Annotated in this window: 21 protein-coding genes; 4 read left to right on the plus strand and 17 right to left on the minus strand. The window is 71.8% G+C overall.

The genetic code is table 11. The annotated features are described in order from the left end of the window. Positions 1 to 31: 31 nt before the first annotated feature. A complete protein-coding gene (locus IEX05_RS08795) occupies positions 32 to 2,848 on the plus strand; it encodes a glycoside hydrolase family 2 TIM barrel-domain containing protein (protein ID WP_229661222.1) in 2,817 nt (938 codons plus the stop codon). Here the strand turns inward: IEX05_RS08795 and IEX05_RS08800 are convergent. The 9 genes from IEX05_RS08800 to IEX05_RS08840 form a co-directional block, all read right to left on the minus strand. Beyond that, positions 2,840 to 3,955: a DUF998 domain-containing protein gene (locus tag IEX05_RS08800; protein WP_229661223.1), complete on the minus strand. Its 1,116-nt coding sequence runs from the start codon at positions 3,953 to 3,955 to the stop codon at positions 2,840 to 2,842. The two genes, IEX05_RS08795 and IEX05_RS08800, sit on opposite strands and share 9 nt — an antisense overlap. 807 nt (positions 3,956 to 4,762) lie before the next feature. Then, a complete protein-coding gene (locus IEX05_RS08805) occupies positions 4,763 to 5,752 on the minus strand; it encodes a glycoside hydrolase family protein (protein WP_188700995.1) in 990 nt (329 codons plus the stop codon). Further along, on the minus strand, positions 5,742 to 6,734 hold the full coding sequence (locus tag IEX05_RS08810) for a LacI family DNA-binding transcriptional regulator (protein WP_188700996.1): 993 nt from the start codon (positions 6,732 to 6,734) through the stop codon (positions 5,742 to 5,744). The genes IEX05_RS08805 and IEX05_RS08810 overlap by 11 nt, the downstream gene beginning before the upstream one ends. Next, positions 6,731 to 7,843, minus strand: coding sequence for a Gfo/Idh/MocA family protein (locus IEX05_RS08815; RefSeq protein WP_188700997.1), 1,113 nt, complete (start codon positions 7,841 to 7,843; stop codon positions 6,731 to 6,733). Before IEX05_RS08815 ends, IEX05_RS08810 begins: the two co-directional genes overlap by 4 nt. Beyond that, positions 7,840 to 8,670: an amidohydrolase family protein gene (locus IEX05_RS08820; protein WP_188700998.1), complete on the minus strand. Its 831-nt coding sequence runs from the start codon at positions 8,668 to 8,670 to the stop codon at positions 7,840 to 7,842. The genes IEX05_RS08815 and IEX05_RS08820 overlap by 4 nt, the downstream gene beginning before the upstream one ends. Then, entirely contained in the window at positions 8,667 to 9,122 is a 456-nt protein-coding gene (locus IEX05_RS08825; protein WP_188700999.1) for a MaoC family dehydratase, read from the minus strand. Before IEX05_RS08825 ends, IEX05_RS08820 begins: the two co-directional genes overlap by 4 nt. Further along, positions 9,119 to 10,237, minus strand: coding sequence for an extracellular solute-binding protein (locus IEX05_RS08830; RefSeq protein ID WP_188701000.1), 1,119 nt, complete (start codon positions 10,235 to 10,237; stop codon positions 9,119 to 9,121). The genes IEX05_RS08825 and IEX05_RS08830 overlap by 4 nt, the downstream gene beginning before the upstream one ends. After that, on the minus strand, positions 10,227 to 11,423 hold the full coding sequence (locus IEX05_RS08835) for a CaiB/BaiF CoA transferase family protein (protein ID WP_188701001.1): 1,197 nt from the start codon (positions 11,421 to 11,423) through the stop codon (positions 10,227 to 10,229). The genes IEX05_RS08830 and IEX05_RS08835 overlap by 11 nt, the downstream gene beginning before the upstream one ends. Continuing rightward, a complete protein-coding gene (locus tag IEX05_RS08840) occupies positions 11,420 to 13,516 on the minus strand; it encodes a beta-galactosidase (protein WP_188701002.1) in 2,097 nt (698 codons plus the stop codon). The genes IEX05_RS08835 and IEX05_RS08840 overlap by 4 nt, the downstream gene beginning before the upstream one ends. Before the next feature lie 149 nt (positions 13,517 to 13,665). Here IEX05_RS08840 and IEX05_RS08845 point away from each other — a divergent pair, with 149 nt between their 5' ends. After that, complete coding sequence (locus IEX05_RS08845; RefSeq protein WP_188701003.1) at positions 13,666 to 15,756, plus strand: hypothetical protein; 2,091 nt, start codon at positions 13,666 to 13,668, stop codon at positions 15,754 to 15,756. Between the two features lie 90 nt (positions 15,757 to 15,846). Here IEX05_RS08845 and IEX05_RS08850 read toward each other — a convergent pair whose 3' ends face one another. From IEX05_RS08850 to IEX05_RS08870, 5 genes are all read right to left on the minus strand, one after another. Next, positions 15,847 to 16,650: an ABC transporter ATP-binding protein gene (locus IEX05_RS08850; protein ID WP_188701004.1), complete on the minus strand. Its 804-nt coding sequence runs from the start codon at positions 16,648 to 16,650 to the stop codon at positions 15,847 to 15,849. After that, positions 16,647 to 17,660 carry a FecCD family ABC transporter permease gene (locus IEX05_RS08855; protein WP_188701039.1) on the minus strand — a complete coding sequence of 338 codons (1,014 nt, stop codon included), beginning with the start codon at positions 17,658 to 17,660 and terminating at the stop codon, positions 16,647 to 16,649. The genes IEX05_RS08850 and IEX05_RS08855 overlap by 4 nt, the downstream gene beginning before the upstream one ends. After that, a complete protein-coding gene (locus tag IEX05_RS08860; protein WP_229661224.1) occupies positions 17,660 to 18,676 on the minus strand; it encodes a FecCD family ABC transporter permease in 1,017 nt (338 codons plus the stop codon). Before IEX05_RS08860 ends, IEX05_RS08855 begins: the two co-directional genes overlap by 1 nt. Beyond that, positions 18,673 to 19,764, minus strand: a complete 1,092-nt coding sequence (locus IEX05_RS08865; RefSeq protein WP_188701005.1) for an ABC transporter substrate-binding protein — start codon at positions 19,762 to 19,764, stop codon at positions 18,673 to 18,675. Before IEX05_RS08865 ends, IEX05_RS08860 begins: the two co-directional genes overlap by 4 nt. Positions 19,765 to 19,873: 109 nt before the next feature. Further along, complete coding sequence (locus IEX05_RS08870; RefSeq protein ID WP_229661225.1) at positions 19,874 to 20,464, minus strand: GNAT family N-acetyltransferase; 591 nt, start codon at positions 20,462 to 20,464, stop codon at positions 19,874 to 19,876. 65 nt (positions 20,465 to 20,529) lie between these two features. Between IEX05_RS08870 and IEX05_RS08875 the strand changes: the two genes are divergently transcribed. Beyond that, entirely contained in the window at positions 20,530 to 22,800 is a 2,271-nt protein-coding gene (locus tag IEX05_RS08875; RefSeq protein ID WP_188701006.1) for an FUSC family protein, read from the plus strand. Here the strand turns inward: IEX05_RS08875 and IEX05_RS08880 are convergent. From IEX05_RS08880 to IEX05_RS08890, 3 genes are read right to left on the minus strand one after another with little or no spacing between them, the layout of a single operon-like run. Further along, the gene (locus IEX05_RS08880; RefSeq protein ID WP_188701007.1) at positions 22,797 to 23,933 is read right to left on the minus strand and encodes a mandelate racemase/muconate lactonizing enzyme family protein; all 1,137 of its coding nucleotides are present in this window, start codon (positions 23,931 to 23,933) and stop codon (positions 22,797 to 22,799) included. The genes IEX05_RS08875 and IEX05_RS08880 overlap by 4 nt on opposite strands. Then, positions 23,930 to 24,865 carry a dihydrodipicolinate synthase family protein gene (locus tag IEX05_RS08885; protein ID WP_188701008.1) on the minus strand — a complete coding sequence of 312 codons (936 nt, stop codon included), beginning with the start codon at positions 24,863 to 24,865 and terminating at the stop codon, positions 23,930 to 23,932. The genes IEX05_RS08880 and IEX05_RS08885 overlap by 4 nt, the downstream gene beginning before the upstream one ends. Further along, positions 24,858 to 25,526, minus strand: a complete 669-nt coding sequence (locus tag IEX05_RS08890; RefSeq protein ID WP_188701009.1) for a GntR family transcriptional regulator — start codon at positions 25,524 to 25,526, stop codon at positions 24,858 to 24,860. Before IEX05_RS08890 ends, IEX05_RS08885 begins: the two co-directional genes overlap by 8 nt. A gap of 214 nt (positions 25,527 to 25,740) precedes the next feature. On the opposite strand from IEX05_RS08890, the gene IEX05_RS08895 reads away from it, so the two are divergent. Continuing rightward, positions 25,741 to 25,922 (plus strand): transposase (locus tag IEX05_RS08895; protein WP_229661232.1); only part of this gene is annotated, 182 nt, incomplete at its 3' end.

Genomic DNA, 25,922 nt, shown 5'->3' on the forward strand with positions numbered 1-25,922 from the left:
CGCAACGACGCTGAGCAAAGGTTTGCCCTCTATGGATACGCGCGCACTCATCGACGGACTCGGACCGGGCGAAGGCGCCCTTCAGCCCCGGGCCCGATACCGCTCCGACGCCGCCGAGATCGACCTCGGCGGCCGATGGCGCTTCGCCCCCTACGAGCGGGCACTCGACGCGCCCGAGGAGCCCGCGCGCGGCGACGCCGAGATCCAGGTTCCCGGACACTGGCAGCTGCAGGGCCACGGGGCGCCCGCGTACACGAACGTCGTCTTCCCCTTCCCCGTCGACCCGCCCCACGTCCCCGACGCGAACCCCGCGGGCGACTACCAGCGCGACGTCGAGCTGCCGGATCTCGACGGCCGCCGCGTCATCCTGCGCTTCGACGGTGTCGACAACGCGGCGCAGATCTGGTTCAACGGGCGCGAGGTGGGCACGACGAAGGGCAGCCGCAACACGCACGAGTTCGACGTCACGCAGCACGCCCGGCCGGGCGTCAACGACCTCCGCGTGCGCGTCGTGCAGTTCAGTGCGACGAGCTATCTCGAAGACCAGGACATGTGGTGGATGTCGGGCATCTTCCGCCCCGTCACGGTGCTACTCCTCCCCGAGGAATCCCTCGGCGACCTGCGCGTCCGCGCCGACGTCGACCCGGCGACGGGCGAGGGGATCCTGCGGGTCGACGCGGACGCGGACGCGAGCGTCCGCATCGCGGCGCTCGGCGTCGACGCCCGCGCGGGCGAGGAGATCCGGATCCCGGGCGTGCGCGCCTGGTCTCCGGAGGATCCGGCGCTGTACGAGCTCGTCGTCGCGGGCGCGCACGAGAGCGCGCGCCTGCGGATCGGGTTCCGCCGCATCGAGATCAGGGACGCGCAGATCCTCGTGAACGGGATCCCCGTGCTGTTCCGCGGCGTGAACCGGCACGACCACCACCCCGATCGCGGACGCGCCGTGACCGTGGACGACATCCGCGAGGACCTGCTGCTGATGAAGCGGAGCAACGTCAACGCGATCCGCACGAGCCACTACCCGCCGCGCCCCGAACTCCTGGAGCTCGCCGACGAGCTCGGCTTCTGGGTCATCGACGAGGCCGACTTCGAGTCGCACGGCTTCTCGGAGCTCGGCGAGCGCCGCAACCCCGTCGACGACCCCGCCTGGCGGGACGCGCTCGTCGACCGCATGCGGCGCATGGTCGCGCGCGACCGCAACCACCCGAGCGTCATTATGTGGTCGCTCGGCAACGAATCCGGGGCGGGACGGAACCTGGCCGATATGCGCGCCGCGGCCCTCGAGCTCGACGATTCGCGCCCGATCCACTACGAGCGCGACTACAGCTTCCGCTACTCCGACGTGTTCTCCCTGATGTACCCGACGCACGAGGCCGTCGAGAAGATCGGGCGCTTCGAGACCGTGACCCTGCCCCGGCACGCCGTGATCCTCGCCGACGAGGGCGAGCTGTCGGGGCTCGACGCGAAGCCGTTCATCCTCTGCGAGTACGCGCACGCCATGGGCACGGGGCCGGGCGGGCTCGAGGAATACCAGGAGCTGTTCCGGCACTATCCCCGCGTGCAGGGCGGATTCGTGTGGGAGTGGTTCGAGCACGGCATCGCCTACGACGCCGGCGGCGCGCGCGTCCACGGCTACGGCGGTGACTTCGGCGAGACCGTGCACGACGGCAACTTCGTCGCCGACGGCCTCGTCTCGCCCGAGCGGGTCGGCCGCCCCGCGCTGACCGACCTGGCGCAGGTGTTCCGCCCCGTCGACATCCGCGTGGGCGAGAACCGGATCGAGGTCGAGAACCGCTTCGAGCGCTCGAGCACCGAGGGGATCGCGTACACGGTGACGACCCTCCTCGCCGACGGCGGCGAGGTCGACGAGCCGATCGAGATCCCGGTCGCGCGGGCGCGCGAGACCGTGACGGCGCCGCTCCTCACGCGCCCCGACGCGCTCCTCGTGACCGTGTCCGCTCGCCTCGCGGCGGCGAGCGCCTGGGCGCCCGCCGGCCACGAGCTCGCGTGGGGCCAGCGGCTCGTGCGGCTCCCGGATCCGCCGGCCGGCGCGGACGCCGTCTGGGCGGTGGATCCCCGCGGCATCTCCGCGGGCGTCGTGCGACTCGAGGGGCCGACGCTCGGCGCCTGGCGCGCGCCGACCGACAACGACCGCGCGACGCGCATGGTCGAGCTGCGCGGCGGGGTCTCCGACGCCGGATCCTGGAAGAAGCTCAACCTGCACGCGCCCGCGGTGTGGACGGATCCGGACACCGGCGAGCGCCGCTGGGGTTTCGCGGGACGCGACGTCGGCTTCGACGAGCGCCTCGCGCTCGAGCCCGTGGACGGCGGGCTCGCCCTCGACGCCCGCCTGACGCCGCGCGGCCCCTGGCCCGAGGGCCAGACGCTCGCCCGCATCGGTCACGACTGGGTCATTCCGGGCGCCGGTCCCCGGACGCGGGTGCGCTGGTTCGGTCGCGGCTTCCGGCAGAGCTACCCCGACACCGGGGCGGGCGCGCGCCTCGGCTGGTTCGAGGGATCCGTCGCCGAACTGCAGGAGCACTACCTCCGCCCGCAGGACAACGGCGTGCGCGCGGAGGTGAGCGTGCTCGAGATCGAGCTGGGCGGGCGACGCCTCGTGATCAGCGGCGAGCCGTTCTCCTTCTCGCTGCGCCCGTGGACCGACGCCGAGCTCGACGCGGCGAACCATCCGCACGAGCTCGCCGCGGACACGGGCCGGTTGATCCTCTCGATCAACGCGCACGTGCACGGCGTCGGCACGGCGGCGTGCGGCCCGGGCGTGCTCGAACAGCACCGGCTGCACCCGCGCGAGGCGCACCTGGCGCTGCGCTTCGCGATCTCACGCTGACGGGTTCGCGGCGGCCGCGGGGCGTCGCGGATCCATGGCCGCGGACTCGTGCGCGGGATGAAGGAGGTGCCGGCGGCCCGAGGGGCGCGAGTCGGACGGGGTGAGGGCGGCGAGAACCCGGACGAGCGTCGTCATCCACAGCAGCCCCACCGTGACCACGACGACCTCGAGCACCGTCAGGGAGTACAGCCCCACCGGCTTCCAGAGCACGACGGCGCCCGCGAGCAGGGCGCCGACGCCGACCGTCACGAGGACGAGCGGGGCGGGCCACCCCGGGATCGCGAGCGTCGTCATCGCCGACGACGCGGCGAAGAGCACGAGCGTCGCGAGCGCGGATACGTGGTGCGCGGTCGGCGTGTTCGCCAGGGGGAACAGGCCGACGCAGGCGAGGGCGGCGCCCGTCAGCACCCAGAGCCCGACGAGCGCCGCGATGCGGCCGAGGACTGCGTCGCCGCGGAGGCGGTGGATGTCGCGCCCGACGAAGGATCCGACCGTCGCGACGAGGAGCCCCGCGACGACCAGCGTCCCGTTGAACGCCCAGCCTCGCGCGCCGGATCCCAGCTGCGAGAAGTTCAGCTCCCACCACCGCGCGTCGGCCGCCGTGAGCATCGCGAACAGCGTGCCGACCACGAGGTAGCCGAACAGCAGCGCCGCGAGATCCTCGGTGGTGATGCCGACGCCAGCCGCAAACGCGAAGCGCCCGCCGATCGCCGCCGCCACGCCCGCGATCAGCCCGCCGCCGAGAGGGGGAATGTTCGCGCCCTGCAGCCCGAGCGCCAGGACCTCGCCGCCGAGAAGCACCCCGAGGGAGGTCACGCCCGCGAAGACGATCGTCAGCGCGACGGCCGAGGCGTTCGAGACGAGCGACTGCCAGCGGGGCATCGGCGAGGTCTCTCCGCGCCGGTACAGGAGGGTGCTGACGATGAACGCCGCGGCGGCGACACCCCCGGCCACGAGGGCCGCAGGCATGCCGAGCGAACCGTCGCCCGCGAGCGGGCGCGGATCCCCCCACAGCACGAGGCACCCGGCGGCGGTGCCGAGCACGAAGCACCCGATCGTGACCAGCAGCGCTCGCATCTCCTGCCACATCCGGCCCGCCTGATCCATGTGTCTATCGAACCACGGCCCGGTGGGAGGCGCGGTGCCGCGGAGTTGGCCCCGAACTGCGGAGGAATGCGCCGAGGTGCTCCGCAGTAAGGGGCCACTTCCGCAGTTGTGGGTTGCGGGAGGGGGGAGGTGCCCCGGGCGCGGCAAGTGCGGAGATGACCCCCAACTGCGGCGTAAATCCCTCAGACCCTCCGCAGTAGAGGACCACATCCGCAGTTTGGGGCCGCGAAAGGGAGAGATCCGCCCGCAGGTGCGGTGCGACGGAATTGGCCCCGAACTGCGGATCAAGATCCTCAGGTGCTCCGCGATAGTGGACCAGCGCCGCAGTTCGGGGCCGAGGGAGGACGAGGGCGCACCCCGAGTGCGGCAACGGCGGAGATGACCGATACGTGCGGAGGAAAACCCCCAGGTGCTCCGCAATGCAGGATTATCTCCGCAGTTGAGGGCCGCGAAAGGGAGAGCTCCGCCCGCAGGTGCAGTACTGCGGAGATGACCCCGAGCTCCGGAGGAAGATAGCGAGGCCCTCCGCAATGCAGGGCCACCTCCGAAGTTGTGGGTTGCGGGAGGGGGAGGAGGTGCCCCGGGTGCGGCAAGTGCGGAAACGACCCCCAAGTGCGGAGGGAAACCCCCAACTGCTCCGCAGTAGAGGACCAGATCCGCAGTTCGGGGCCGAGGCAGGAAGAGGGGCCCGGGTGCGGCAAGTGCGGAGATGACCCCCAAGTGCGGAGTAAAACCCCCAGACCCTCCGCAGTACGGGGCCACCTCCGCAGTTTGGCACTACAAGAAGAAGGGATCCGCCCGCGCGGGCTAGGCGCGCGCGACGGCGATGCCGCGGCGCTCGCGCTGGCGGAACTCGCCGATCTCGACCGGATCCGGCAGGGCGGCGACGGCGCAGTAGTAGTGCTCAAGGCGGCCGTCGTGGGTGATGACGGCGGGCTTGTGCGCGTAGGCGCTGTCGATGCTGCCGGGCCCGCCCACGTCGATCAGCACCTCTTCGCTGCGCCGCCACGTGACGAGGTCGTCCGAGGTCGCGTAGGTCTCGCGGGCCCGGCCGTCGCTCGACAGCCCGAAGTAGAACATCACCCACGTGTCGCCGTCGCGCAGCACGCACGGGTCGCTCGCGAAGCGGTCGTCGATCGCGCCCTCCGCGCCGTTGCGCAGGAGGGGGCTCTCGGGGATCCGCCGCCAGGCGAGGAGGTCCGCCGACTCCGCGGCGCCCGTCTGCTCCTGCCAGCCGCGCGGGCGGTCGTCCTTCGCGTTGTAGAAGAGCAGGAAGCGCTCGCCGTCTCGCATGAGCCACGACTTGTAGAGCCCGCCGCGCTCCCACGCGGCCCCCTCGCCGGCGATGAGCGGGGTGCCGTACTCCTCCCAGGAGCGCAGGTTGCGGCTACGCGCGATGCCGACGATGCCGGGCCCGGCCTCGTATCCCGGGGCGGGATAGGCGTGATAGGTGCCGTAGAACCAGCCGTCGATCGGCAGGAGCTCGCCGGATCCGCTCAGCTCGTCGTCGCGCAGGATGCTCGTGAGGGCGGCGTTGTAGCGGCGGTGCTCCGAACCCGCGTCGCGTCCGAACACCAGCTCGGGCGACGACCACGCCTCGCCGTCGAACCACGACAGCCCGGTCTGGTAGCCGATGCCGTCCCAGCCGATCATCGTCATGCCGAGCCGGCCCTCGTGGTGGAAGACGAAGGGGCAGTCGACGCCGTGCGAGAAGAAGTCGCCCTCGCGGAACGAGGGCGCGATCACGAGCTCGGGGTGCTTGTGCGGGGTCCGGATCCGCTCGGGGTCAAAGTTCACGCACCGACCCCCGTTCGATGACCTCGACGTCGCCCTCGACGGTCAGGTGCTCGACCTCGCCGCCGTCGATGCGGCGCACGAGTGCGGCGACGGCGGCGCGCCCCAGCTGCTCCATCGGCATCCGCACGGTCGTGAGACCCGGATCCGTGAGCGCCGCGTGCTCGACGTCGTGGATCGCGATGATCGACAGCTCGTCCGGCACGCGGATCCCGAGCTCGCGCGCCTCGAGGAGCACGCCGAAGGCGGCGTTGACGTTCGCGACGACGAGAGCGGTGGGCCGGTTCGGGCGGGTCAGGAGGATCCGCGCGGCGTCGCGTCCCGCCGCGAGCGTGTATCCGAGGTGCGTCGCGAACTCGAGCGCGGATCCGGCGGCGGCGAGCGCCTCGCGCACGCCCTCCTCGCGTTCGGTGCCCGTGCCTGCGAGGCCGCCGACGAACCCGATGCATTCGTGGCCGTGCCGCTGCAGGTACTCGGTCGCCAGCCGTGCGGCGGCGCGATCGGGCAGGGCGACGGAGCTGACCTCGGTGACCGGGCCGCTGTTGACGAAGACGACGCGGCGCGGATCCGACAGGCTGCGCGCGACGAGTTCGGCATCGGCGCCGTCGTGCTTCTGCAGGATCACGCCGTCGACGCGGCGCTCCTCGAGCACGCGCGCGAAACCGGGGGCGCCGGGCTGCGCCTCCTGCGAGGATCCGAGCAGCATGAGGTAGCCGCGCCCGACCGCCTCGGACTCGATGGCGCTCGCGAGCCCCGCGAAGGTCGCGTTCGTCACGTCCGGCACGACCAGGGCGATGAGGTTCGTGCGCGAGCGGCGGAGGTTGCGGCCCGCGGAGTTCGGCACGTAGCGCAGCAGCTCGGCGGAGCGCACGACGCGGTCCTTCGTCTCCTGCCGCGCCCGCACGCTCGCGTCGCCGTTGAGGATCCGGGAGGCGATCGAGATCGACACCCCGCTGTGCTCGGCGACGTCCTTCAGCGTGGTCATGACTCGATCCTCTCGCAGGGCGTTGAGCGTTCGGTGCGCGGCAGCGGCACGCCGCCGCGGGCCTGGGCCTCGTGCGCGGCCTCGAGCACCGCCATCGTGCGCGCCACGTCGTCGACCGAGGTCGGCATGCTGTCGGCCTCGCCGGTGGCGCGGCGCTGCACCGTCGCCATGGATCCGATGAAGGCGTCCGGGAACCAGGTGCCCGCGAAGGGAACGTCCACCCAGGGCCCGCCGGGTGCGGCCCGCTGCAGGCGGTCCGTTCCCCCGCGCGGGTAGTCGAGCAGCAGGCCCATCTGGGCGCGGATCGCACCCGTCGTTCCCTGCCAGACGATGCTGCTCGACTGGTGCTCGGGGCCGAAGTCGTGGTCGTGGTTCGTCAGCACCGTGACGCGCAGCGGCCGCCCCTCGTAGTGCAGGATGTACACGCTGCGGGTGCTCGCGAGCGGCTTTCCGGGGTGCGGCACGGTCACGGCGCTGACCGAGCTCGGGTCGCCGACGAAGGAGCGCACGAGGTCTACGTAGTGCACGCTGTGCAGCGGCATCTCCATGCGCTCGAGCGCGAAGACGTACGGGAACAGTTCCCAGTGCGTCTCGACGATCACGCGGATCTCGATGTCGATCAGCTCGCCGATCTCGCCGACCGCGATCAGCCGGCGGGCCTCGGCGACGTAGGGGGCGAAGCGCAGCTGGGTGTTGACGGCGGCGATCAGCCGGCGCTCGCGAACGATCCGCTGCAGCTCCGCCGTCCCGGCGAGCGTGAGCCCGAGGGGCTTCTGCAGCAGCACGGCCGCGCCCTCCGGCAGCGCGCGGAGCGCGGCGGGAAACTGATCCGACATCAGCGCCACGTCGTAGACCGCGCCGGTGCCGAAGCGGGCGACGGCATCGTCCAGGCTGTCGAGGACGAGGGGTACGTCGAAGTCCGCGGCGAGCGTCTCGGCCTTCCCGGGGATCCGGTCGACGAGCGCCGCGACCGGGAAGCCCGCCTTGCGGTAGGCGGGCAGGTGCGCGTCGCGCACGATGCCGCCGGCGCCGACGATGACGATCGGCAGCGGCGCGGCGGGTAGCGGCACGGCGTACGCCTCGTGCGGGGCGAACTCCGGGCGGCTCATGCGCCCACCCCGTACACGCGCCGGGCGGTGCCGCCGAGGATCGCGTCGCGCTCCGCCGCGCCGAGCGCCGCGATGGCGTCGAGCATGGGCGGCAGTGCCCGGTCCGGCCCGCCCGCCGTCACGATGACGGGCCAGTCGCTTCCGAACATGAGGCGCCCGGCGCCGAAGGCGTCGACGGCGAGGCGCACGGCGTCGGTGACCGTCGCGCCGGGCGCGTCCTCGCCGTACACCCCCGACACCTTGGCGACGACGTTCTCGTGGCGCGCGGCGCGCTCGACCCCCGCGCGCCACGCGGCCCACGCGTCCGCGGATCCGACGGGCGGCTTCGCGAGGTGATCGACGACGATCGTGAGCTCGGGGTGGCGCTCCGCGATCGCGGGCACGTGCGCGAGGTGGCGGGGTGTGACGGCCACGTAATCGAGCGGAAGGCCGCGTTCGGCGACGGCCGCGATGCCGGCGAGCACCTCGGGCCGGGCGTTCCAGTCCTCGTCGTCGCGGTCGTGCGTGAGGTTGCGGATGCCGGCGAGGCAGGGGTGCCCGCCGAACAGGTCCCAGCCGCGCTCGAACTCGCCCGGATCGTGCAGCGGCAGGTAGGCGACGACGCCCGCGATCCGCGGATCCGCCGCCGCCGTCTCGAGGAGGAAGGCGGTCTCGTCGAGGGTCTCGTCGGCCTGGACGAGGATCGCCCGCTCGACGCCGTGCGGGGCGAGCGCCGCGAAGGCGTCGTCGACGGAGAAGCTGCCCGCGATTTCCGCGGGCGCGTTCTCGAGCCAGGCGTAGCTCGACCGGGTGCGGTCCCAGATGTGCAGGTGCGCGTCGAGGCTCATGCGGCGCCCTTCTTGTTGATCACGTACAGGTGCACGAGCGAGAGCACGACCTCGCCGTGCTGGTTCGTGACCGTGACGGTCTCGTCGAGCCGCCCCAGCTCACCCGGGCGCTTCGCGTGATCGCTCATCGCGGTCACCTCGGCGCGCACCGTGATGGTATCGCCGATGAACACGGGGCGCACGAAGCGGATGCGGTCGTAGCCGTAGCTCGTGGCCTCCGGGTTGACGTCGTCGGCCGTCATGCCGACCCCGATCGAGATGATGAGCGTGCCGTGCGCGATGCGCCGGCCGAAGCTCTGCGTGCGGCACCACTCGGCGTCCATGTGGTGCGGAAAGAAGTCGCCCGTCTGGCCCGCGTGCATGACGATGTCGGACTCGGTGATAGTGCGTCCGAGGAAGGTGCGCGCCTCCCCCACCCGGAAGTCCTCGAAGTAGCGGCTCTGCACCCTCATGCGCTCTCCTCCATCTGCGCCGTCAGCTCATCGAGGCGGGCGCGCACGCTTTGGCCGTCGCTCTTGTCCCGCAGCCCGGCCCAGATCTCGCGGGATCCCTCGTTCTGCAGGCGCATGTACGCGGGGTGTCCCGGGCGCAAGCTCGCCTGCCGCATCGACTCGCCGGTGCCCGAGAAGAAGCCGTCGGTGAGCGCGTCGAGGCGCGGATCCGACCACGCCGCGGCGTGCCCGGGCTGCCCACCCGCGTCGAAATACACGCCGGTCTGCACCTCCGGCCGCGCCGCCCACAGCGCGAACTCCTGCGCGGTGGCGAGGTGCGCCGAGCCGGCCGACACGGTGATGCCCGCGCCGCCCAGCATGGATCCGCGGGGCTCGCGCGTGCCCGGAGCGAACGGGATGTCGCGATAGCGGACCCGGTGCGGCCGGTACCCCGCCCGCGAGTAGTTCGTGTACCCGTACGCGAGCGGGCAGTAGGAGAACTCGTCGCCCGTCGCGAGCTCCTCGGCGACGTCGATGGGGTTCGCGTCGAAGCAGCGCTCCGGCACCGCGTCCGCGAGGTCTCGCAGCACCGACCACGCCTCCTCGAAGACCCCGTCGTCGCAGAACCGGCCGCCGCGGGCGGGATCGGATCCGGAGATGCCCGCGACGAGCGTGAACAGCGACGCGAAGGCGTCGACGGGCTTCCCAGCCCAGATCGCGCGGCCCTCGCGGGCGAGCGCGATCGCGCCCTCCCAATCGCTCGGCGCGTCCGGCAGCAGCTCGGGTCTGTGGAGGCTCACCTGCGTCGCCGCGTCGATCGCCAGCCCCCAGCACGCGCCGCCCCAGACGTAGCTGGGCTGCGAGCGCCCCACGAAGGCGGACGGATCCGGCGCCGCCTCGAAGGCCGCGAGCAACCCCTGCGCGGCGGCCTCGGCAACGTGCGGGTGATCGATGACGAGCAGGTCGTATTCGCCCGCCAGCTCGGCCAGCGGCTGATCGCCGAAGTCGAGCAGCGAGCGCGACTCCCAGGCGAACGTCACCCCCGGATGCTCGCGCGACCACTCGCGCGAGGCCTCGACGATGGAGCGCTCGCCGCGGTCGTGCCGCCAGGTCATGCCCCTCAGCTCACGCGACACGGGCGACACCCTCCCCCAGCTCGGCGCGCACGGCCGCGCTATCGGCGCCGAGGAGGGGCGCGGCGAGCGCGTTCGCGGGGGCGATCCGCGCGCCGTCGATCCGCAGCGGCGACATCATCGTGTCGACCTCGACGCGCGATCCGTCAGCCTCCGTGCGGCTCACCCGCTGCACCATGCCGATCTCGACGAAACCCTCGTGGCGCACGAGCTCGTCGATCGTGTGCACGGGCGCGCACCAGACGTCGGCCGCGTCGAGGATCTCGAGCCACTCCGCGGTGGGCCGCGTCGCGAGCCGCGCCGCGATGAGCTCCTCGATCTCGCCCTGGTGATCCCACCAGCTCTGCGGATCCGCGTACTCGGCGAGCTCGGCGATGCCGAGCAGCTCGCCGATCTTCGGGACTGGGTTCATCGCGATCGACAGGTTGCCGTCGGCGGTCGGGTAGATGCCGTAAGGGGCCGAGAGGAAACGATGGGCGCCGTGCTCGCCGCCAGTATCTGAGCCGAAGCCCTCGCCGAGCGCCGCGGGGTCGGTGAGCTTGACCGAGAGCAGCTCGAACTCGAGGTCGAGCAGCGACTCGAGCAGCGAGGTCTCGACCGTGCCGCCCTCGCCCGTGCGCTCGCGGCGCAGGAGCATCGCCGTCACGCCGTGCGCCAGGTGGCACGAGGCCAGGTGGTCGGCGACCGAGAGGCCGACGGCCTGCGGGGCGTCGCCGGGGCTCAGCCACGGCAGGCCCGCGATCGACTGCGCCAGTAGGTCCTGCCCCGGCCGTTTCGCCCACGGCCCGCTGCGGCCGTAGCCGGTGATGGATCCGTGCACGATGCGCGGGTTGACCTCGCGCAGCGAGGCGTAGTCGAGGCCGAGACGCTCGCTGACGCCGGGGCGGAAGTTCTCGATGACGACGTCGGCCCGCGCGACGAGCCGCATCACGAAGGCGCGGTCGGCGGGATCCTTCATGTCGGCGACGACGCTCTCCTTCCCGCGGTTCATCGCGTGGAAGGAGACGGTGTCGCTGCCCGCGCGGCTGCCCGCGAACGCGAGCGTGCGGCCGATGTCGCCCTCGCCGGGACGCTCGATCTTGATCACCCGCGCCCCCAGGTCGGCCAGGCGCGTGGCCGCGACGGGCCCGGCCAGGAACTGGCTGAAGTCGAGGACGAGCATGCCCTCGAGCGGTTTGATCTGCGTCATCGCGTTTCCTCCCAGGAATCGATGTCGGCGGCCAGCGGCTCCCACAGCAGGGCGACGTCGCGGCCGGTCAGCGTCAGCTCGGCGCGGGCGGCGCCGCGGGCGTCGACCTGGCCGGCGGGCCAGGGCAGCGTCACGGTGTCGTCCGACCAGTTGAAGTAGGCGTGCAGCCGCTCGGTCTCGCCCGTGCTGGAGGCATGGGTCACCGAGGGCGCCTCGCTCGAGAAGCGGTCGAGGCCCGTGAGCTCGGCCAGGCGCGAGAAGATCGCGGCGGCCGCCTCGTCGTCGGGCACGAAGCCGATCAGGCTGACGCGCCCCGCCCCGCGCGCCGCGGTCGTCTCGGCGGCGAAGCGCGACAGGTGCGGGTGCTCGTAGCGGGCGAGCACCTCGGCATCGTCGGCGACGAGCCATTCCGCCCACCCCTCGGCGCGGCCCAGCGGCCCGTCGCCCGCGACACCGACGGGCGAGCGGAGGGTCGAGAACTCCTGGTAGCCCGCGCCCGCGAGATCCGCGAGGCCCGCCGGCTGGGGTGCGGTGCGGGCCACGGCCCACTCGTCGCCGTAGGCCGTGCGCGGTCCGATCACGAGGTGGCCGCCCGCCGCGACGTACGCGAGCAGCGTCTCCGTGAGCGCGTCCGGCATCACGTACTGGCCCGCGACGACGAGCATCGGGTAGTCGCGGGCGAGCTCCTCGCCGCCCGGCAGGCCGCGGTCGTGCAGCGCGTGCGCCTGCAGGCCCGCCGCGAAGGATCCGCGGTAGAACGCCTCGAGGATCCGCTGGTAGCCCCGCGAAGCGGGCGACTTCGGCTCGTCGGGGAAGACGGGCTCGAAGGCGAGGGCGTACTTCGAGTCCGTCGAGAAGAGGAAGCCCACCTGGGCGTCGGGCCGGGTCGCGGCCACGCGCGGGCCGAGCTCGCGCAGCTCGGCGCCGAGGGCGGCGATGTTGTCGTAGACGCGGCCGGGTCGCTGGTCGTGCGGCAGCACGCCGACCCAGTGGGTCTCCGTGCCGAAGTGGGCCGTGTGCCAGTGCCAGTACTCGATGAGCCGCGCGCCGCGCGAGATCATCGCCCACGCCGCCTGGCGCCACTGGCCGTCCCAGCCGGGTTCCGACACGTTCGAGGCGTTGATGGCGCCGGCGTTCGTCTCGGTGACGAGGAAGGGGGCGCGGTGCGAGGAGTACATGCGGTCGGCGCTGAGGAACACGCTCCACACGCCGTCGGTCATCCACCCCTGGGGGCGGCTCGGCGCCGGGTGGTCGAGGCCGTCCTGCATGCGGTAGTACGCGTTGCCCGAGACGATGTCGAGCGCCTCGCCGATGCGCCGGTCGTCGGCGGCGGGCCGGTCATAGGCGATGCAGGTCGTGACCCACTGGTCCTCGCGCGCGAGCTCGCGGACGATGCCCGCCTGCCAGCCGATGAACTCGGCGACGAGCTCTGCCTGATACCTACGCCAGGCGAGGTCGTACTGCGGCTGGGCGTTGCCGTCGGGGCGCCACAGGTCGCCCCAATCGCGCAGGCGGTGCGACCAGTAGGCGAGGCCCCACCTCTCGTTCGCCTCGGCGGCTGAGTCGAAGTGGGCGCCGAGCCAGGCCCGGAAGCCCTCGAAGACCTCATCGTTGTGTAGCAGGATCAGCCCGGGCTCGTTGTCGACCTGGTAGCCGACGACGGCCGGGTGGTCGCGGAACTCGGAGACGATGCGGCGGATGATCCGCTCGGCGTAGCCCCGGAAGACGGGGCTCGCGAGGTCGATCTCCTGGCGCGCCCCCCAGCTGAAGCGCTGGCCGCGCGCGCCCTCTGCGGCGATCTCCGGGTGCTCGGTGAACAGCCACGGCGGCGCGGCGTAGGTCGGGGTGCCGAGGATCACGCCGATGCCGTGCTCCGCGGCGGCGTCGAGCACGCGGCGCATCCACGCGCTCTCGAACTCGCCGTCGTCGGGCTCCCACGTGCTCCAGGTCGATTCACCCACCCGGATGATCGAGAACCCCGCCTCCCGCATGAGCCGCATGTCCTCGTCCAGGCGATCGTGGGGCTGATACTCGGCGTAGTAGGCCGCGCCGAAGCCCACCGACGAGCGGGTGGCGTCGCGGAAAGCGTCCATTGTGAACAAACCTTTGCTCTCGGAGGTGACCGCGTCGTCCACCTCGGTATGACCACAATAGCGATGTTGCGGGCGAGTGCAAGCTCTTCTGCCGCTCCGCTAAGGTAAAAACAATCGATTTTCCATTTCGACGATGAGGTGAGGGAAGAATGATCGATCGCAGAGGGCTCGTCGACCGGCACGCGGTGCGCTATCGCGAGTTCCACCGCGAGGCCCCGCCCAGCGTCGGCAACGGGGAGTTCGCCGTCACGGTCGACGTCACAGGCCTGCAGACCTTCGCCGAGGAGTACGAGCGCGCGGCGGGGCGCCGCGACGAGATCGCCGCCATGCCGCTCGGCACGCAGGCGCAGTGGTGCTACCACTGGGCGCCGAACCCCGAGGGCCTGAGCCTCGACGACACCCTGGAACCGGCGAGCGGTCCGCGCGGCACCACCCTCTACCCGACCGCGTACGACTTCCGGGAGGATCGCGAGCAGTCGCGCGCCGCCGGACGCGCCGCGGGCTACTACTACTGGGCCAACCCGCAACGCGTGCACCTCGCCCGCATCGCGTTCGTCGCGCTGGGCGAGGAACCGGCGCTCGCACTCGACGAGATCGAGGCCATCGACCAGCGGCTCGACCTGTGGGCGGGTACCGTCCGGTCGCGCTTCCGGCTGCGCGGTGCCGAGGTCACGGTCGCCACGAGCGTGGATCCGCGCCGCGACGCCCTCGGCGTCGTCGCGTCCTCGCCCCTCCTCGCCGAGGGGCGCCTCGGCATCGAGGTCGCCTTCCCCACCGTCGAGGAGAGCTTCGAGGCGCCGCCCGTCTGGGACGCCGACGACGCGCACTCCTCGGATCCGGCGGACATCCCTGGCGGCGTCGAGATCGCCCGCACCCTCGACGAGACCCGCTACCGCGCCCGCCTCACGGGGGCGCCCCGGATCGAGCGCTCCGGGCCGCACGCGTGGATCGCGCGCGCCGACGGATCCGAGATCGCCCTCGCGGTCGAGTTCGCGCCCGACGCCTTCGATGCGGCGCCGCTACCGGCCGCGCGGATCCTGGAGCGCGCCGCGGAGGGGTGGGAGCGCACCTGGCGGTCGGGCGCCGCCCTCGACCTCTCCGGCAGCTCCGACCCGCGGGCCGCCGAGCTCGAGCGCCGCGTCGTGCTCTCGCAGTATCAGACCATCATCAATTCGTCGGGCAGCACTCCCCCGCAGGAGACGGGCCTCGTCTGCAACAGCTGGGGCGGCACCTTCCACCTCGAGATGCACTGGTGGCATGCGGCGCACTTCGCCGCCTGGGGACGGCCCGAGATGCTCGAGAACAGCTTCCGCTGGTACCACCGCGCGCTGCCGGTGGCCCGCGAGATCGCAGCCTCCCAGGGCTTCGAAGGCGCGCGCTGGCCGAAGCACGTCGGGCCCGAGGCAATCGAGAGCCCCAACGAGATCGGCCCGCTGCTCGTCTGGCAGCAGCCGCATCCGATCCACTTCGCCGAGCTGCTGTGGCGCACCGCGCCCGACCCCGAGCGCGTGCTCGAGGAATACGCCGAGATCGTGCACGAGACCGCCGCCTTCCTCGCCTCCTTCGCGTGGCGGGAGGACGACGGCTGGCACCTCGCGCCGCCGCTCATGCCGGCGCAGGAGATCTACGGCGCCGAGCAGACCTGGGATCCGCTGTTCGAGCTCGCCTACGTCCGCTGGGCCCTGCGCACGGCGCAGGCCTGGCGGCTGCGGCGCGGTGCGGATCCGGTGCCGCTCTGGGACGAGATCGCGGACGGGATCCGCGCGACCGTCTCGAGCGACGACGACGGATCCTGGTACGACGCGGTGCAGCGCCCCGCGCGCACCGCGTACACCGATCACCCCTCGATGGTCGCGGCGCTCGGCGTCGTGCCGGACACGGGCCTGATCGACCACGCCGTGATGTGGGAGACGCTCGAGCGCGCCCTGACGCGCTGGACCTGGATCAGCGCGTGGGGCTGGGACTTCCCGATGCTGTCCATGTGCGCGACGCGCCTGGGCCGCACGGACGACGCGATCGACCTGCTACTGCGGGAGGCGCAGAAGAACGTCTACCTGGCCAACGGGCACAACCTGCAGGTGCCCAACCGCATGCCGCTCTACCTGCCGGGCAACGGCGGGCTGCTGATGGCGGTGGCGCTGCTCTTCGGCGGCTGGACCGACGCCGACGGCACCCGCCACGAGCCCGAGCTCCCGGCGGGCTGGACGGCTCGCGCGGAGGGCTTCCCGGATCGGCCGTGAGGATCCGGTGCCGCGGAACTGGCCCCGAACTTCGGAGCAAACCCCCGAGCTTCTCCGCCGTTCGGGGCCATCCCCGCGGTTCGGGCCGGACTAGCGCGCGATCGTCGAGTGCGGGAGCACGACGGGGTGGCCCATGATCGGATCCATCACGACCTCGCCCGCGACGCCGAACACCTCGGCGAGGAACTCGCGCGTGATGATCTCCTTCGGCGGGCCCTCGACGATGAGCCTGCCGCCGCGCATCGCCACGATGTGGTCGGCGTAGCGGATCGCGAGGTTCAGGTCGTGCAGCACCATCACGATCGTGCGGCCGTGCTGGCGGTTCAGGCGCGCCACGAGATCGAGCACGTCGAGCTGGTGCGCGATGTCGAGGTAGGTCGTGGGCTCGTCGAGCAGGAGGAGGTCGGTCTCCTGCGCGACCGCCATGGCGATCCACGCCCGCTGGCGCTGACCGCCCGAGAGCTCGTCGACGTCGCGCTCGGCGAGCTCGATCATGCCGGTCGCCTCGAGGGCGGCGTCGACGGCGATCCGGTCGTCGTCGCTCCACTGCTTCCACCACGACTGGTGCGGGTGGCGGCCGCGCGCGACGAGATCGCGCACGCTCAGCCCCTCGGGCGCGATCGGCGACTGCGGCAGCAGGCCGAGCGTCTTCGCGACCTCGCGCGACGGGCGGTCGGCGATCGACTTGCCGTCGAGCGTCACGACGCCTCCCTCGGGCTTCATGAGCCGCGAGAACGCCCGTAGTGCGGTCGACTTGCCGCAGGCGTTCGCGCCCACGATGACGGTGACCTTGCCGTCGGGGAAGCCGACCGAGAGGTTCTCGACGACGTTGCGCTCGCCGTACGAGAGGCGAAGTCCCTCGCCGTTCAGGCGCGAATCCGGGTAAAGGCTCACAGGGCACCCCTTCCGCGACGCGGTCGCTGCAGCAGGTAGAGAAGATACGGCGCGCCGACGATCGCCGTCAGCACACCCACGGGCAGCTGCACCGGGAACACGGTGCGGGAGGCGGTGTCGGCGACGAGCACGATGATCGCGCCGATGAGGCCGGAGAGGATCGGCGGGATGTCGGCGACGCGGGCCGCGCGCCGCGCCACCTGCCCCGAGACCAACGCGACGAAGCCAATGGGACCGCCGGCGCTCGTGGCGAGGGCCGCGAGCGAGACCGAGCAGGCGAGCAGCGCGACGCGCACGGCGGATCCGTTGATCCCCCAGTTCCTCGTGAGGTCGTCCTCGAAGATGAGCGCGCGGGCGCTGTGGCCGAGGATCAGCACGATCGGCACGACGACGGCGACGCCGATGAGCACGGGAGCCGCGTCGTCCCAGCCGCGTGCATTGAGGGAACCCGTCAGCCACGAGGCGGCGCTCTGCGCGCCCGCGACGTCCATGCGGGTGAGGAGGTACTGCGTGATGCCCGTCAGCGCGGTCGACAGCGCGATGCCGACGAGCAGCAGCGAGCGACCGCGGAAGCCCGCGCCGAAACCGAGGGCCGCGATCAGGGCGGCCGCGCCGAAGCCACCGACGAGCGCCGCGACGGGGATCGGCACGAGGCCGATGGGCCCGCCGAGGGCGCCGATCGCCATGACGCCGACCGCGGCGACGGAGGCGCCGGCCGAGACGCCGAGCACGTCGGGGCTCGCGAGCGGGTTGCGCAGCACGCCCTGGCTGATGCCGCCCGCGATCCCGAAGGCGGCGCCGACGACCACCGCGAGGACGACGCGCGGGAGGCGCACCTCCCGCACGGCGTAGACGACGTTCTCCTCACCGGATCCGAAGAGCGCGCGAACGAGCTCCGCGGGGTTCGTCGCGCGGTCGCCGACGCTCATCGCGACGACGGCGACGACGAGGAGCACGAGCGCGGCGGCGGCGATCGCGCGGGCGACGGAGGCGCGGGGCCTGATGCGCATCACGCCCCCTTCCTCGCGCGCATGCGGCGCGTCAGCCAGATGAAGACGGGCGTGCCGATCACGGCCGTGACGACGCCGACCTGCAACTCGGCGGGCCGCACGACCACGCGCCCGATGATGTCGGCGACCGTCAGCAGCAGCGGCCCGAGGAGCGCCGAGAGCGCGAGCGTGCGGCGCACGTCGTTGCCGACGAAGACCCGCGCGGCGTGCGGGATGACGAGTCCGATGAAGCCGATGGGGCCGGCGAGCGCGACGGCCATGCCGGAGAGCAGCACGACGGCGGCGCCGGCCAGCACGCGCGTGCGGCCGACCTTCACCCCGAGGGCGCTCGCGGTGTCGTCGCCGAGGGCGAGGGCGCCGAGGGATCCGGAGATCGCCGCCGCGACGATCGCGCCGACGAGGGCGACCGCCGCGCCGATCCAGAGCAGGCGCGGATCCGGCAGGCTGAGCGCGCCGACCTGCCAGAAGCGGTACTGGTCCATCGACTCGGCGTCGAGGAGGACGATGGCGGAGACGACGGCACCGAGGCAGGCGGTGATGGCCATGCCCGCGAGGGTCATGCTGATGGGGCTGAGCCCCTCCGGGCTGCGCGAGGCGAACGCGAAGACGATGAGGGTGGCGAGCGCGGCGCCCGCGACGGCGAGCACCATGCGGCCCGCGCCGCCGCCGATACCGAGGAACGCCGTTCCGGCGACGATCGACACGGCCGCACCCGAGGAGATGCCGAGCAGCCCCGGATCCGCGAGCGGGTTGCGCGTCACGGCCTGCGCGAGCACGCCGGCCGCCCCGAGGGCGGCGCCGACGAGCAGCCCGAGCAGCGTGCGCGGGAAGCGCAGCTGCCAGATCACGGCGCTCGCGACGGGATCGGATCCCGTGAGCCCGCGCCAGATCTCGTCGAGCGAGAGAGCGCGCGAGCCGATAGCGAGGCTCAGGACCACGGACGCGACAAGGAGCGCCGCCGTCGCCGCGAAGGCGATCGACGTGCGCCCCTTGCTCGCCTGGAGGGCCTGTGTCACTTGGCGGCGTCGGCGAACTCGTCCAGCTGGTCGAGCACGAGCTCGGCGCCGAGCGTGCCGAGACCGAGGTACCAGATGTCGTCCGAGATCTGCTCGACGACGCCGCCGTTCTTGACCGCCGGGATCTCGCCCCAGAGCGGGCCGTCGACGACCGACGCCTGGTCGGTCGAGTCGGGCTCGCCGTAGGTGCCCCAGAACAGCCAGTCTCCGGCGGCCAGGGTGACCTCCTCCGGCGAGATCTCCGCGGCGAGCTCGTCGATGTCTTCCATCTCGGGGCGCTTCAGGCCCGCATCCTGCAGGATCACGCCGATGAAGGAGTCGTTGGCGTAGAGGCGGATGCGGCCCGCCATGAAGCGCAGCATCGAGATGCTCGGCGCCTCTCCCCCGTTCGCCTCGACGACGTCGGCGCCGACCTCGGCGACGTGCTCCTCGTAGTCGGCGAGGATCTCGGCGGCCTTCTCCTCCTCGCCGACCGCCGCGGCGAAGAGCGAGAAGTTCTCCTTCCAGGTCACGCCGGGGCGCACCGCGAGCACGGTGGGGGCGATGTCCTGCAGCTTGGCCTTGAGGCCGTCGTCGTCGATGCGCAGCGAAGTGCCGATGATGAGGTCGGGCTCGAGGTTCTTGAGCTGCTCGAGGTCGAGGGCGTCGTAGCTGCCGAGATCGACCGCGTCGCCCGCGTCGAGGTAGTCGGGCATGCTCGTCATCGACTCGGAGTGCGCATACGCGATGGGCTGGATGCCGAGCGCGATCATGTTGTCGAGCTCACCGGAGTCGAGCACCACGACGCGGGCGGGCTTCGCGGGAATCTCGGTCTCGCCGATCGTCTCGTTCGCCGTGATGTTCTTGATCGTGCGGGGGAACTCGCCCGGCTCGGCGTCGGTGCCGAGCTGGCTCGTCAGCTCGCGGACGTTCTGGAAGCCCTCCTGGCCCGTCGCGATGCCCGACTGGTTGTCGCCGGCGCCGCCGCCTCCGGCGGCCTGCTCCTGGCCGCCCTTGTCGGCGGTTTCGTTGTCGGTGCTCGTGCAGCCGGAGAGGACGAGTGCCGCGACGACGGCGAGGGATGCGAGGGCGAGAGGAGCGCGGCGCATGGCGGGGTCTTTCGTTCGAGGGAGGGTCGACTTAGGTAAGCCTGACCTCGGTCGACTTTACGCGTGTTTCGAGCCGTTTGATGAACGAAGGCTGTGATGTGCCGGATGCTCAGTGCGTCAGGTCGAGCCCGAACGCCCGCGCCCCCGGATCCGCGTCGAGCTCCACGAAGCCGAGCCGCGGGTAGAACGCGACCGCACCGGCGTTGTCCGCCGACGCGACGGCGTGCAGGCCGCGCACACCCCTCGCCGCGAGCGCGTCGGCGAGACGGGCGATGAGCATCCGCCCCATGCCTTTCCCCTGCGTCTCGGGCAGCAGATCGATGTGCAGGTGCGCGGGATACGCGTTCGCAAACGCCGACCCCGCCCTGCGCGCGTCGGCGGAGGCGACGAGCTCCCGCTGTCGCGGGTTCGCGGATCCGGAGTACGCCGCGCGGCGCGACGGCCACCAGGTGCGCGCGAACCACGCGTCGAAGGCGTCGGTGTCGTCCGTGCCGATGATGTATCCGACCTCACGACCGGCGCCGTTCTCGGCGACGAAGGCGAGATCGGGATGCCGATCGAGGTACGGCAACAGGTAGATCTCGGCCCACAACCGGTCGTCGTCGAGCATGCCCGTGGCATCTCCGCCGACATCCGCGGTGCGCACACCCACCTCGACGAGGTGCTCGAGGTCGCGCGGTTCGTACCCCCTGATGTTCACGAGGCCAGGGTATCGCCGTGCCGCCCATGTATTGCGGATCGAGGCGTCACTAAACTGGATCCAGAATGCACACGCCGACTCCCCGCCCCGCACGCCTCGCCCCGGGAGAGTGGCTGAACCGCTTCCTCGCCTCGGATCCGGGCCTCACGCGACTGCGCACGGCCGCCCAGGCCGTGGTCTCCGTCGGCATCGCGCTGCTCGCCGAGTGGATCTACGTGCAGATCGCCCACCCGCTCACGGTGCCGGAGGGCACGCCGGGCGCCGAGGCGATCAACCGCGCCGCCGGGGTGATGTGCATGATGGCGGGCGCCATGGTGTGCATGATCTCGACCTTCGTCGGGCCGATGCACGCCACGACGCTCAAGGCGATCGGCGCGCTCGTGCTGCTGCCGGCGTCGCTCCTCGTGGGCATCGCGATCGGCCTCGGCCTCGCGCCCTACGGCACGACGGGGCTCATCGTGATGGTGCTGATTCTCGGCGCGTCCGGCTTTCTGCGCCGCTTCGGCGCGAACGGGTTCACGATCGGCCAGGGCCTGTTCATGGGCGACTTCCTCGGCATGTTCCTGGGCCGGCTCACGGATCTCTCCGGGCTCGGCTGGATCGCCGGTGCGCTCGCGATCGGGTGCGCCGTCGCGATCCTCGCGTATCTCGCGATGTTCCTGCCGAGCCGGTCGACGGCCGTGCGGCGCCTGCGGCGATCCTTCCTCCGGCGCGCCGACGTCGTCGCGGCCGCGAGCGTCGACCTGCTCGAGCACCCCGAGTCGGCCGCGCGCCGCAAACGCCAGGTCGATCAGCTGATCCGCCTCAACGAGACGGCGCTCATGATCGACGCGCAGCTCGCCGAGTCCCCGCGCCTGCCCCTCGACACGACCGCCGAGGAACTGCACCGCCTCGTCTTCGGCGCCGAATTGTCGCTCGCGAACGCGGCGCGCTTCGCCCGCGCGATGACGCGGCTCGGGATCCCCGACGAGGGCCTCGCGCTCGCGCGCGAGCCGTTCCTCGCGATCCGGCGGCGGGATCCGCAGGGCACCGCCGCCGCGGGTGAGCGCGTGCGCGAGTGGATCCGTTCCTCCGAGCTCTCGGGCGACGCGCGCGTCGTGGTGCACCGCTTTGCGACGAGCGTGAGCGACTACGCCGAGGTCATCCAGGTGCTGGCGGGCCAGCGCTTCGGCCGGCGCGACCGCCGCGTGGACGACGACTTCCTGCCCGCCGTCACGCTGGCGGGCGGGTGGCTTCCCGGGTCCTCGAAGGTCAGCGCGACCGCCTCGGAGGAGGGCTCGCACCAGCGACTGTCCGCCCGGCTGCACCCGTCGGTGCGGCTCGGGATCCAGATGACGGTCGCCGGCATCATCGCGATCGTCGTGGGCGCGATCGTCTCGCAGGAGCGCTTCTCCTGGGCGGTGATCGCCGCCTTCGTGACCTTCATGGGCGCCAACAACGCCGCCGAGCAGGTGCGCAAGGGCGCGTTCCGCGTGATCGGCACCGTCATCGGCGTGGTGATCGGCGCGCTGCTCGCGCACCTCGTCGGCCCGCACCCTTACGTCGCGATCGCCGTCATCCTCGCGGCGCTGTTCGTGGGCATGTACATGATGCGCGTCAGCTATGCGTTCTTCACGGCGGCGCTCACGATCCTCATCGCCCAGCTCTACGTGCAGCTCGCGGAGTACTCCGAGCAGCTGCTGGGACTGCGCCTCTTCGAGACGGTCGTCGGATCGGGCGCGGCGGTCGTCACCGTGATCTTCGTGCTTCCCCTGCGCACGGGCCGCGTCGTGCGCGTCGCGACCCGCGAGCTCGTCGAGGCGCTCTCGAAGCTCGTCGGACCCGCGATGCTGCGCATTCGCGACTCGGCATATGAGTCCCCGCTTCGGGCCGCGGCGCGCGACCTGGACGCGAGCTTCCAGGCCCTCGCAGCCGCGACGGAGCCCAAGCGCGCCGTGCTCCGCGTGCCCGGCTCGCTCGGCGGGGTCGAGCAGCAGTGGTGGTTCGCCGCGAACGCGGCGCACTCGTGCGCCCGCGATCTCCTCATCGACAGCGCGCACGTGGCGGTCGTGGCGGGGCCGAAGGCCGACGAGATCGCCGAGGCCGGGCAGGTGCTCATCGCTTCCATGAACGAGCTCATGCGCGGCCTCGGCGAACATTCCACGAAGCGCATATACACGCGATCCGCCTCGCGTTTCGAGCGCGTCGCGAAGGATCTCGACGACGCAGGCACCCTCAGCCCGCGCCAGCTCTCGCTGCGCGACCTGCAGCTGATCGATGGCGCGCTGGCCGCGCTCGCGACCGCCGCGGGCCTCGAGGTGCGGGCGCTGGATACCCCGGAGGACGTTCCCGCCTAGGCCCAGGCCCACGACCCGTCGGGGCGCACGTGCAGGGCGCGGTTCCACACGATCGTGTCGGACGCGCGCAGCGCCTCCTCGTCGATCGTCACGCCCCAGCCCGGCCGGTCCTCGCGAAGCTCGAGATGGCCGTCGACCGGCAGGTACGGATCCGGGCACCAGGTGGTGCCGTCGAACTTGTATTCGAGCTTGAAGAAGTTGCTGCAGGCCGCCGCGAAGTGCAGGTTGTGGGCGGTGGCGAGCGGACCCATCGGGTTGTGCGGGGCGATCATTACGTTGTGGGTCTCGGCGAGGGTCGCGATGCGCCGCATCTGCGAGAGCCCGCCGACGACGGCGATGTCGGGCTGCGCGATGTCGACGCCGCCCGCCGTCAGGAGCGCGAGGAACTCGTGCGGGCTATACAGGCTCTCGCCCGTCGCGAGCGGCACGCGCAACTGTGCGCGCACATGCTGCCAGGACGGGATGTGCTCGGGGCGCATCGGCTCCTCGAAGAACATCGGCTGGTACGGCGCGAGCGCGTTGCCGAGTTCGATCGCGCGATACGGTTCGAAGACCTGCGCGTGCGCGTCGAAGGCGAAGTCCCATCGCGGATCCGCTGCCGCCCGCACCTCGCCGAAGTAGTCGGCGATCTGGCTGACGACGAGGCCCCAGCGCTGGGCGTGGATGTCAACGCGCCAGGGGCTGAGCTTGAAGGCCATGAGGCCGTAGGTCTCGTTGAGCTCGGCCGTCTGGTCGCGCGCGACCTCGGCGTCGGGGGCCGTGTAGAGGCCGCAGTAGACGGGCACGCGGTCGCGCACCCGGCCGCCGAGCAGCTGGTAAACGGGCACGTTCAGCGCGATCGCCGAGATCTCCCACAGCGCGTGGTCGATCGCGGAGAGCGCCGCAAGCCCGATGGCGCCCTGGGGGAATCGCGCGAGCCGCGTGATCTTCTGCGTCAGGTGCTCGACGCGGCGCGGATCCTCGCCCATGATCTGCGCGAACATGTACTCGAACACGGGGAACAGCGCCTCGTCGGGGCCATGGTTGTAGGCCTCGCCCCAACCCGAGATGCCCTCGTCGGTGTCGACGCGGACGAGCACGCGCGGCCGGTTGCCGACGCGGGTGAGGAAGCCCTCGAATCCGGTGATCTTCATCGTGCCGCTCCCGCCGTTCCCACAGCTCCCGCCGCGAGGTCGAAATCGCGCGCCCAGTCGGCGAGGATCGCGCCGACCCTCGCGGCCGCGGCCTCGGAAACGGGCGAGCTCGGGGGGCGCACGTCGCGGGCGACGACGCCGAGCTGGGCGAGCGCCTCCTTGACGATGCTGACGTTGTCGGCGCTGCCGTCGGCGCCGCGCAGGCGCTCGAACTCGGCGATGCGCGACTCAAGTTCGCGGGCGACGGCGAAGTCTCCTGCGCGAAGCGCCGTGAGCAGCGCGACCGACAGCTCGGGCAGGACGTTCACGAGGCCGGAGGTGAAGCCGGTCGCGCCGTGCGCGAAGTACGACAGCGCGTAGGGTTCGGCGAGCCCGGCGATCCACACGATCTCGGGCGCCGATTCGCGCACCGCGGCGAAGAGCACGGGATCCGGCAGCGCGTACTTCACGCCCGCGACGTTGGGGCTGCGGTCGACGAGTTCGCGGATCATGGATCCGTCGACCCGCGGGGTCTTCACATACAGGACGACGCCGAGCTCGGGCACCGCGTCGGCGATCGCGGCGTGGTACTGGATCCACCCCTCGCGCGACACGTAGGGGTGTACGGGCTGGTGGATCATGATGAACTCGGCACCGTGTTCGGCCGCGTGCCGCGCGTCGGCGATCGCGGTCGCGGTGTCGAAGCCGACCCCGGCGACGAGCGTGGCCCGGCCGCGGGTGTGCTCGGCGCAGGCCTCCATGACGGCGCGGCGCTCCTCAGCGGTGAGGGCGTAGAACTCGCCGGTGTTCCCGTTCGGCGTGAGCGTCGTCACTCCCGCGTCGAGGATCCTGTCGAGGATGATCCGGTACGCGTCGTCGTCGACGCGCCCTTCGCTGAACGGCGTGATGGGGATCGCGACGATCCCCTCCAGCGCGGCCGTATGACTACTCATCGTGCTCCTTCAGTCGTGTGACGACGTCGTCGGTGAATGAACGAATGTGGTTCTCGTCGAGCTCGCGGGCGCGCTCGGCGTCGCCGCTCTCGATCGCGTCGAGGATCGCCTCGTGCTCGTGGGCCTCGTGGATCCAGGTGATGCCGTAGCGCCAGGCGTTCACAGTGATGAGCGCCGTCTGGTCGCGCAGGTCGTCGAGCATCGTGACCAGGAGCGGGTTGCCGCACGCGGAGTAGGTCAGGCGGTGGAACTCGCGGTTGATGAGGCTGCGCTCGGCGTCGTCGTCCGTCTCGGCGGCGCGTTCGAGGGCGGCTCGCGCCGCGGCGACGTCGGTGTTGCCGGCGGCGACGGCCATCGCGACGGCCTGCGGTTCGAGAAGGAGGCGGATCTCGAACACGGCGCGGGCCATCTCGTAGTCGACGGAGCGAACGACGGCCCCGCGGTACTCGCTCATCGTCACGAGCCCGAGGCCGGCGAGCGTCTTCAGCGCCTCGCGGACCGGGGTCTTCGAGACGCCGAACGCGCGGGCGAGCTCGGCCTCGACGAGGGCCTGCCCCGCGTGCAGCGTGCCATTGAGGATCTGCCAGCGGAGGGACTCGAGCACGTGAGCGGTGCGGGACATCGGCGCCATGGCCGAGGGCTGCGGAGCGGCGTGAGACATGTTTTCTCCTTCTGCGCTGACGCTAGCACGACCGGATCGATTATGTATGGTGGATCATATATGATCCGTAGATCGAGAAGCGGGGTTCTTACTTCGAATCTTTCTTCGCTTTTTCCGTGGGATGCGGCTTCGTTTGTCAGAGGTCGGGCGTGAGGAATGGATCGGTGACAACTGATCGTTAGCGTCGGGAGGCGCTGACGGGGAGGATGTCATCCTGCCCGGTCCCTATCCCAGAGAGTTCCGCGAGGATGTCGTCGCGGTCGCTCGTCGCCGTGAGAGCGGCGTCACCATCAAACAGATCGCCACCGACTTCGGTATCAGCGAAGCGACCCTGCAGAACTGGCTCCGCCAAGCCGACGTCGAAGACGGGAACCGTCCCGGTCAGACCGCCGCGGA

The sequence above is a fragment of the Microbacterium nanhaiense genome (genome assembly GCF_014646015.1).
GTDB lineage: Bacteria > Actinomycetota > Actinomycetes > Actinomycetales > Microbacteriaceae > Microbacterium > Microbacterium nanhaiense.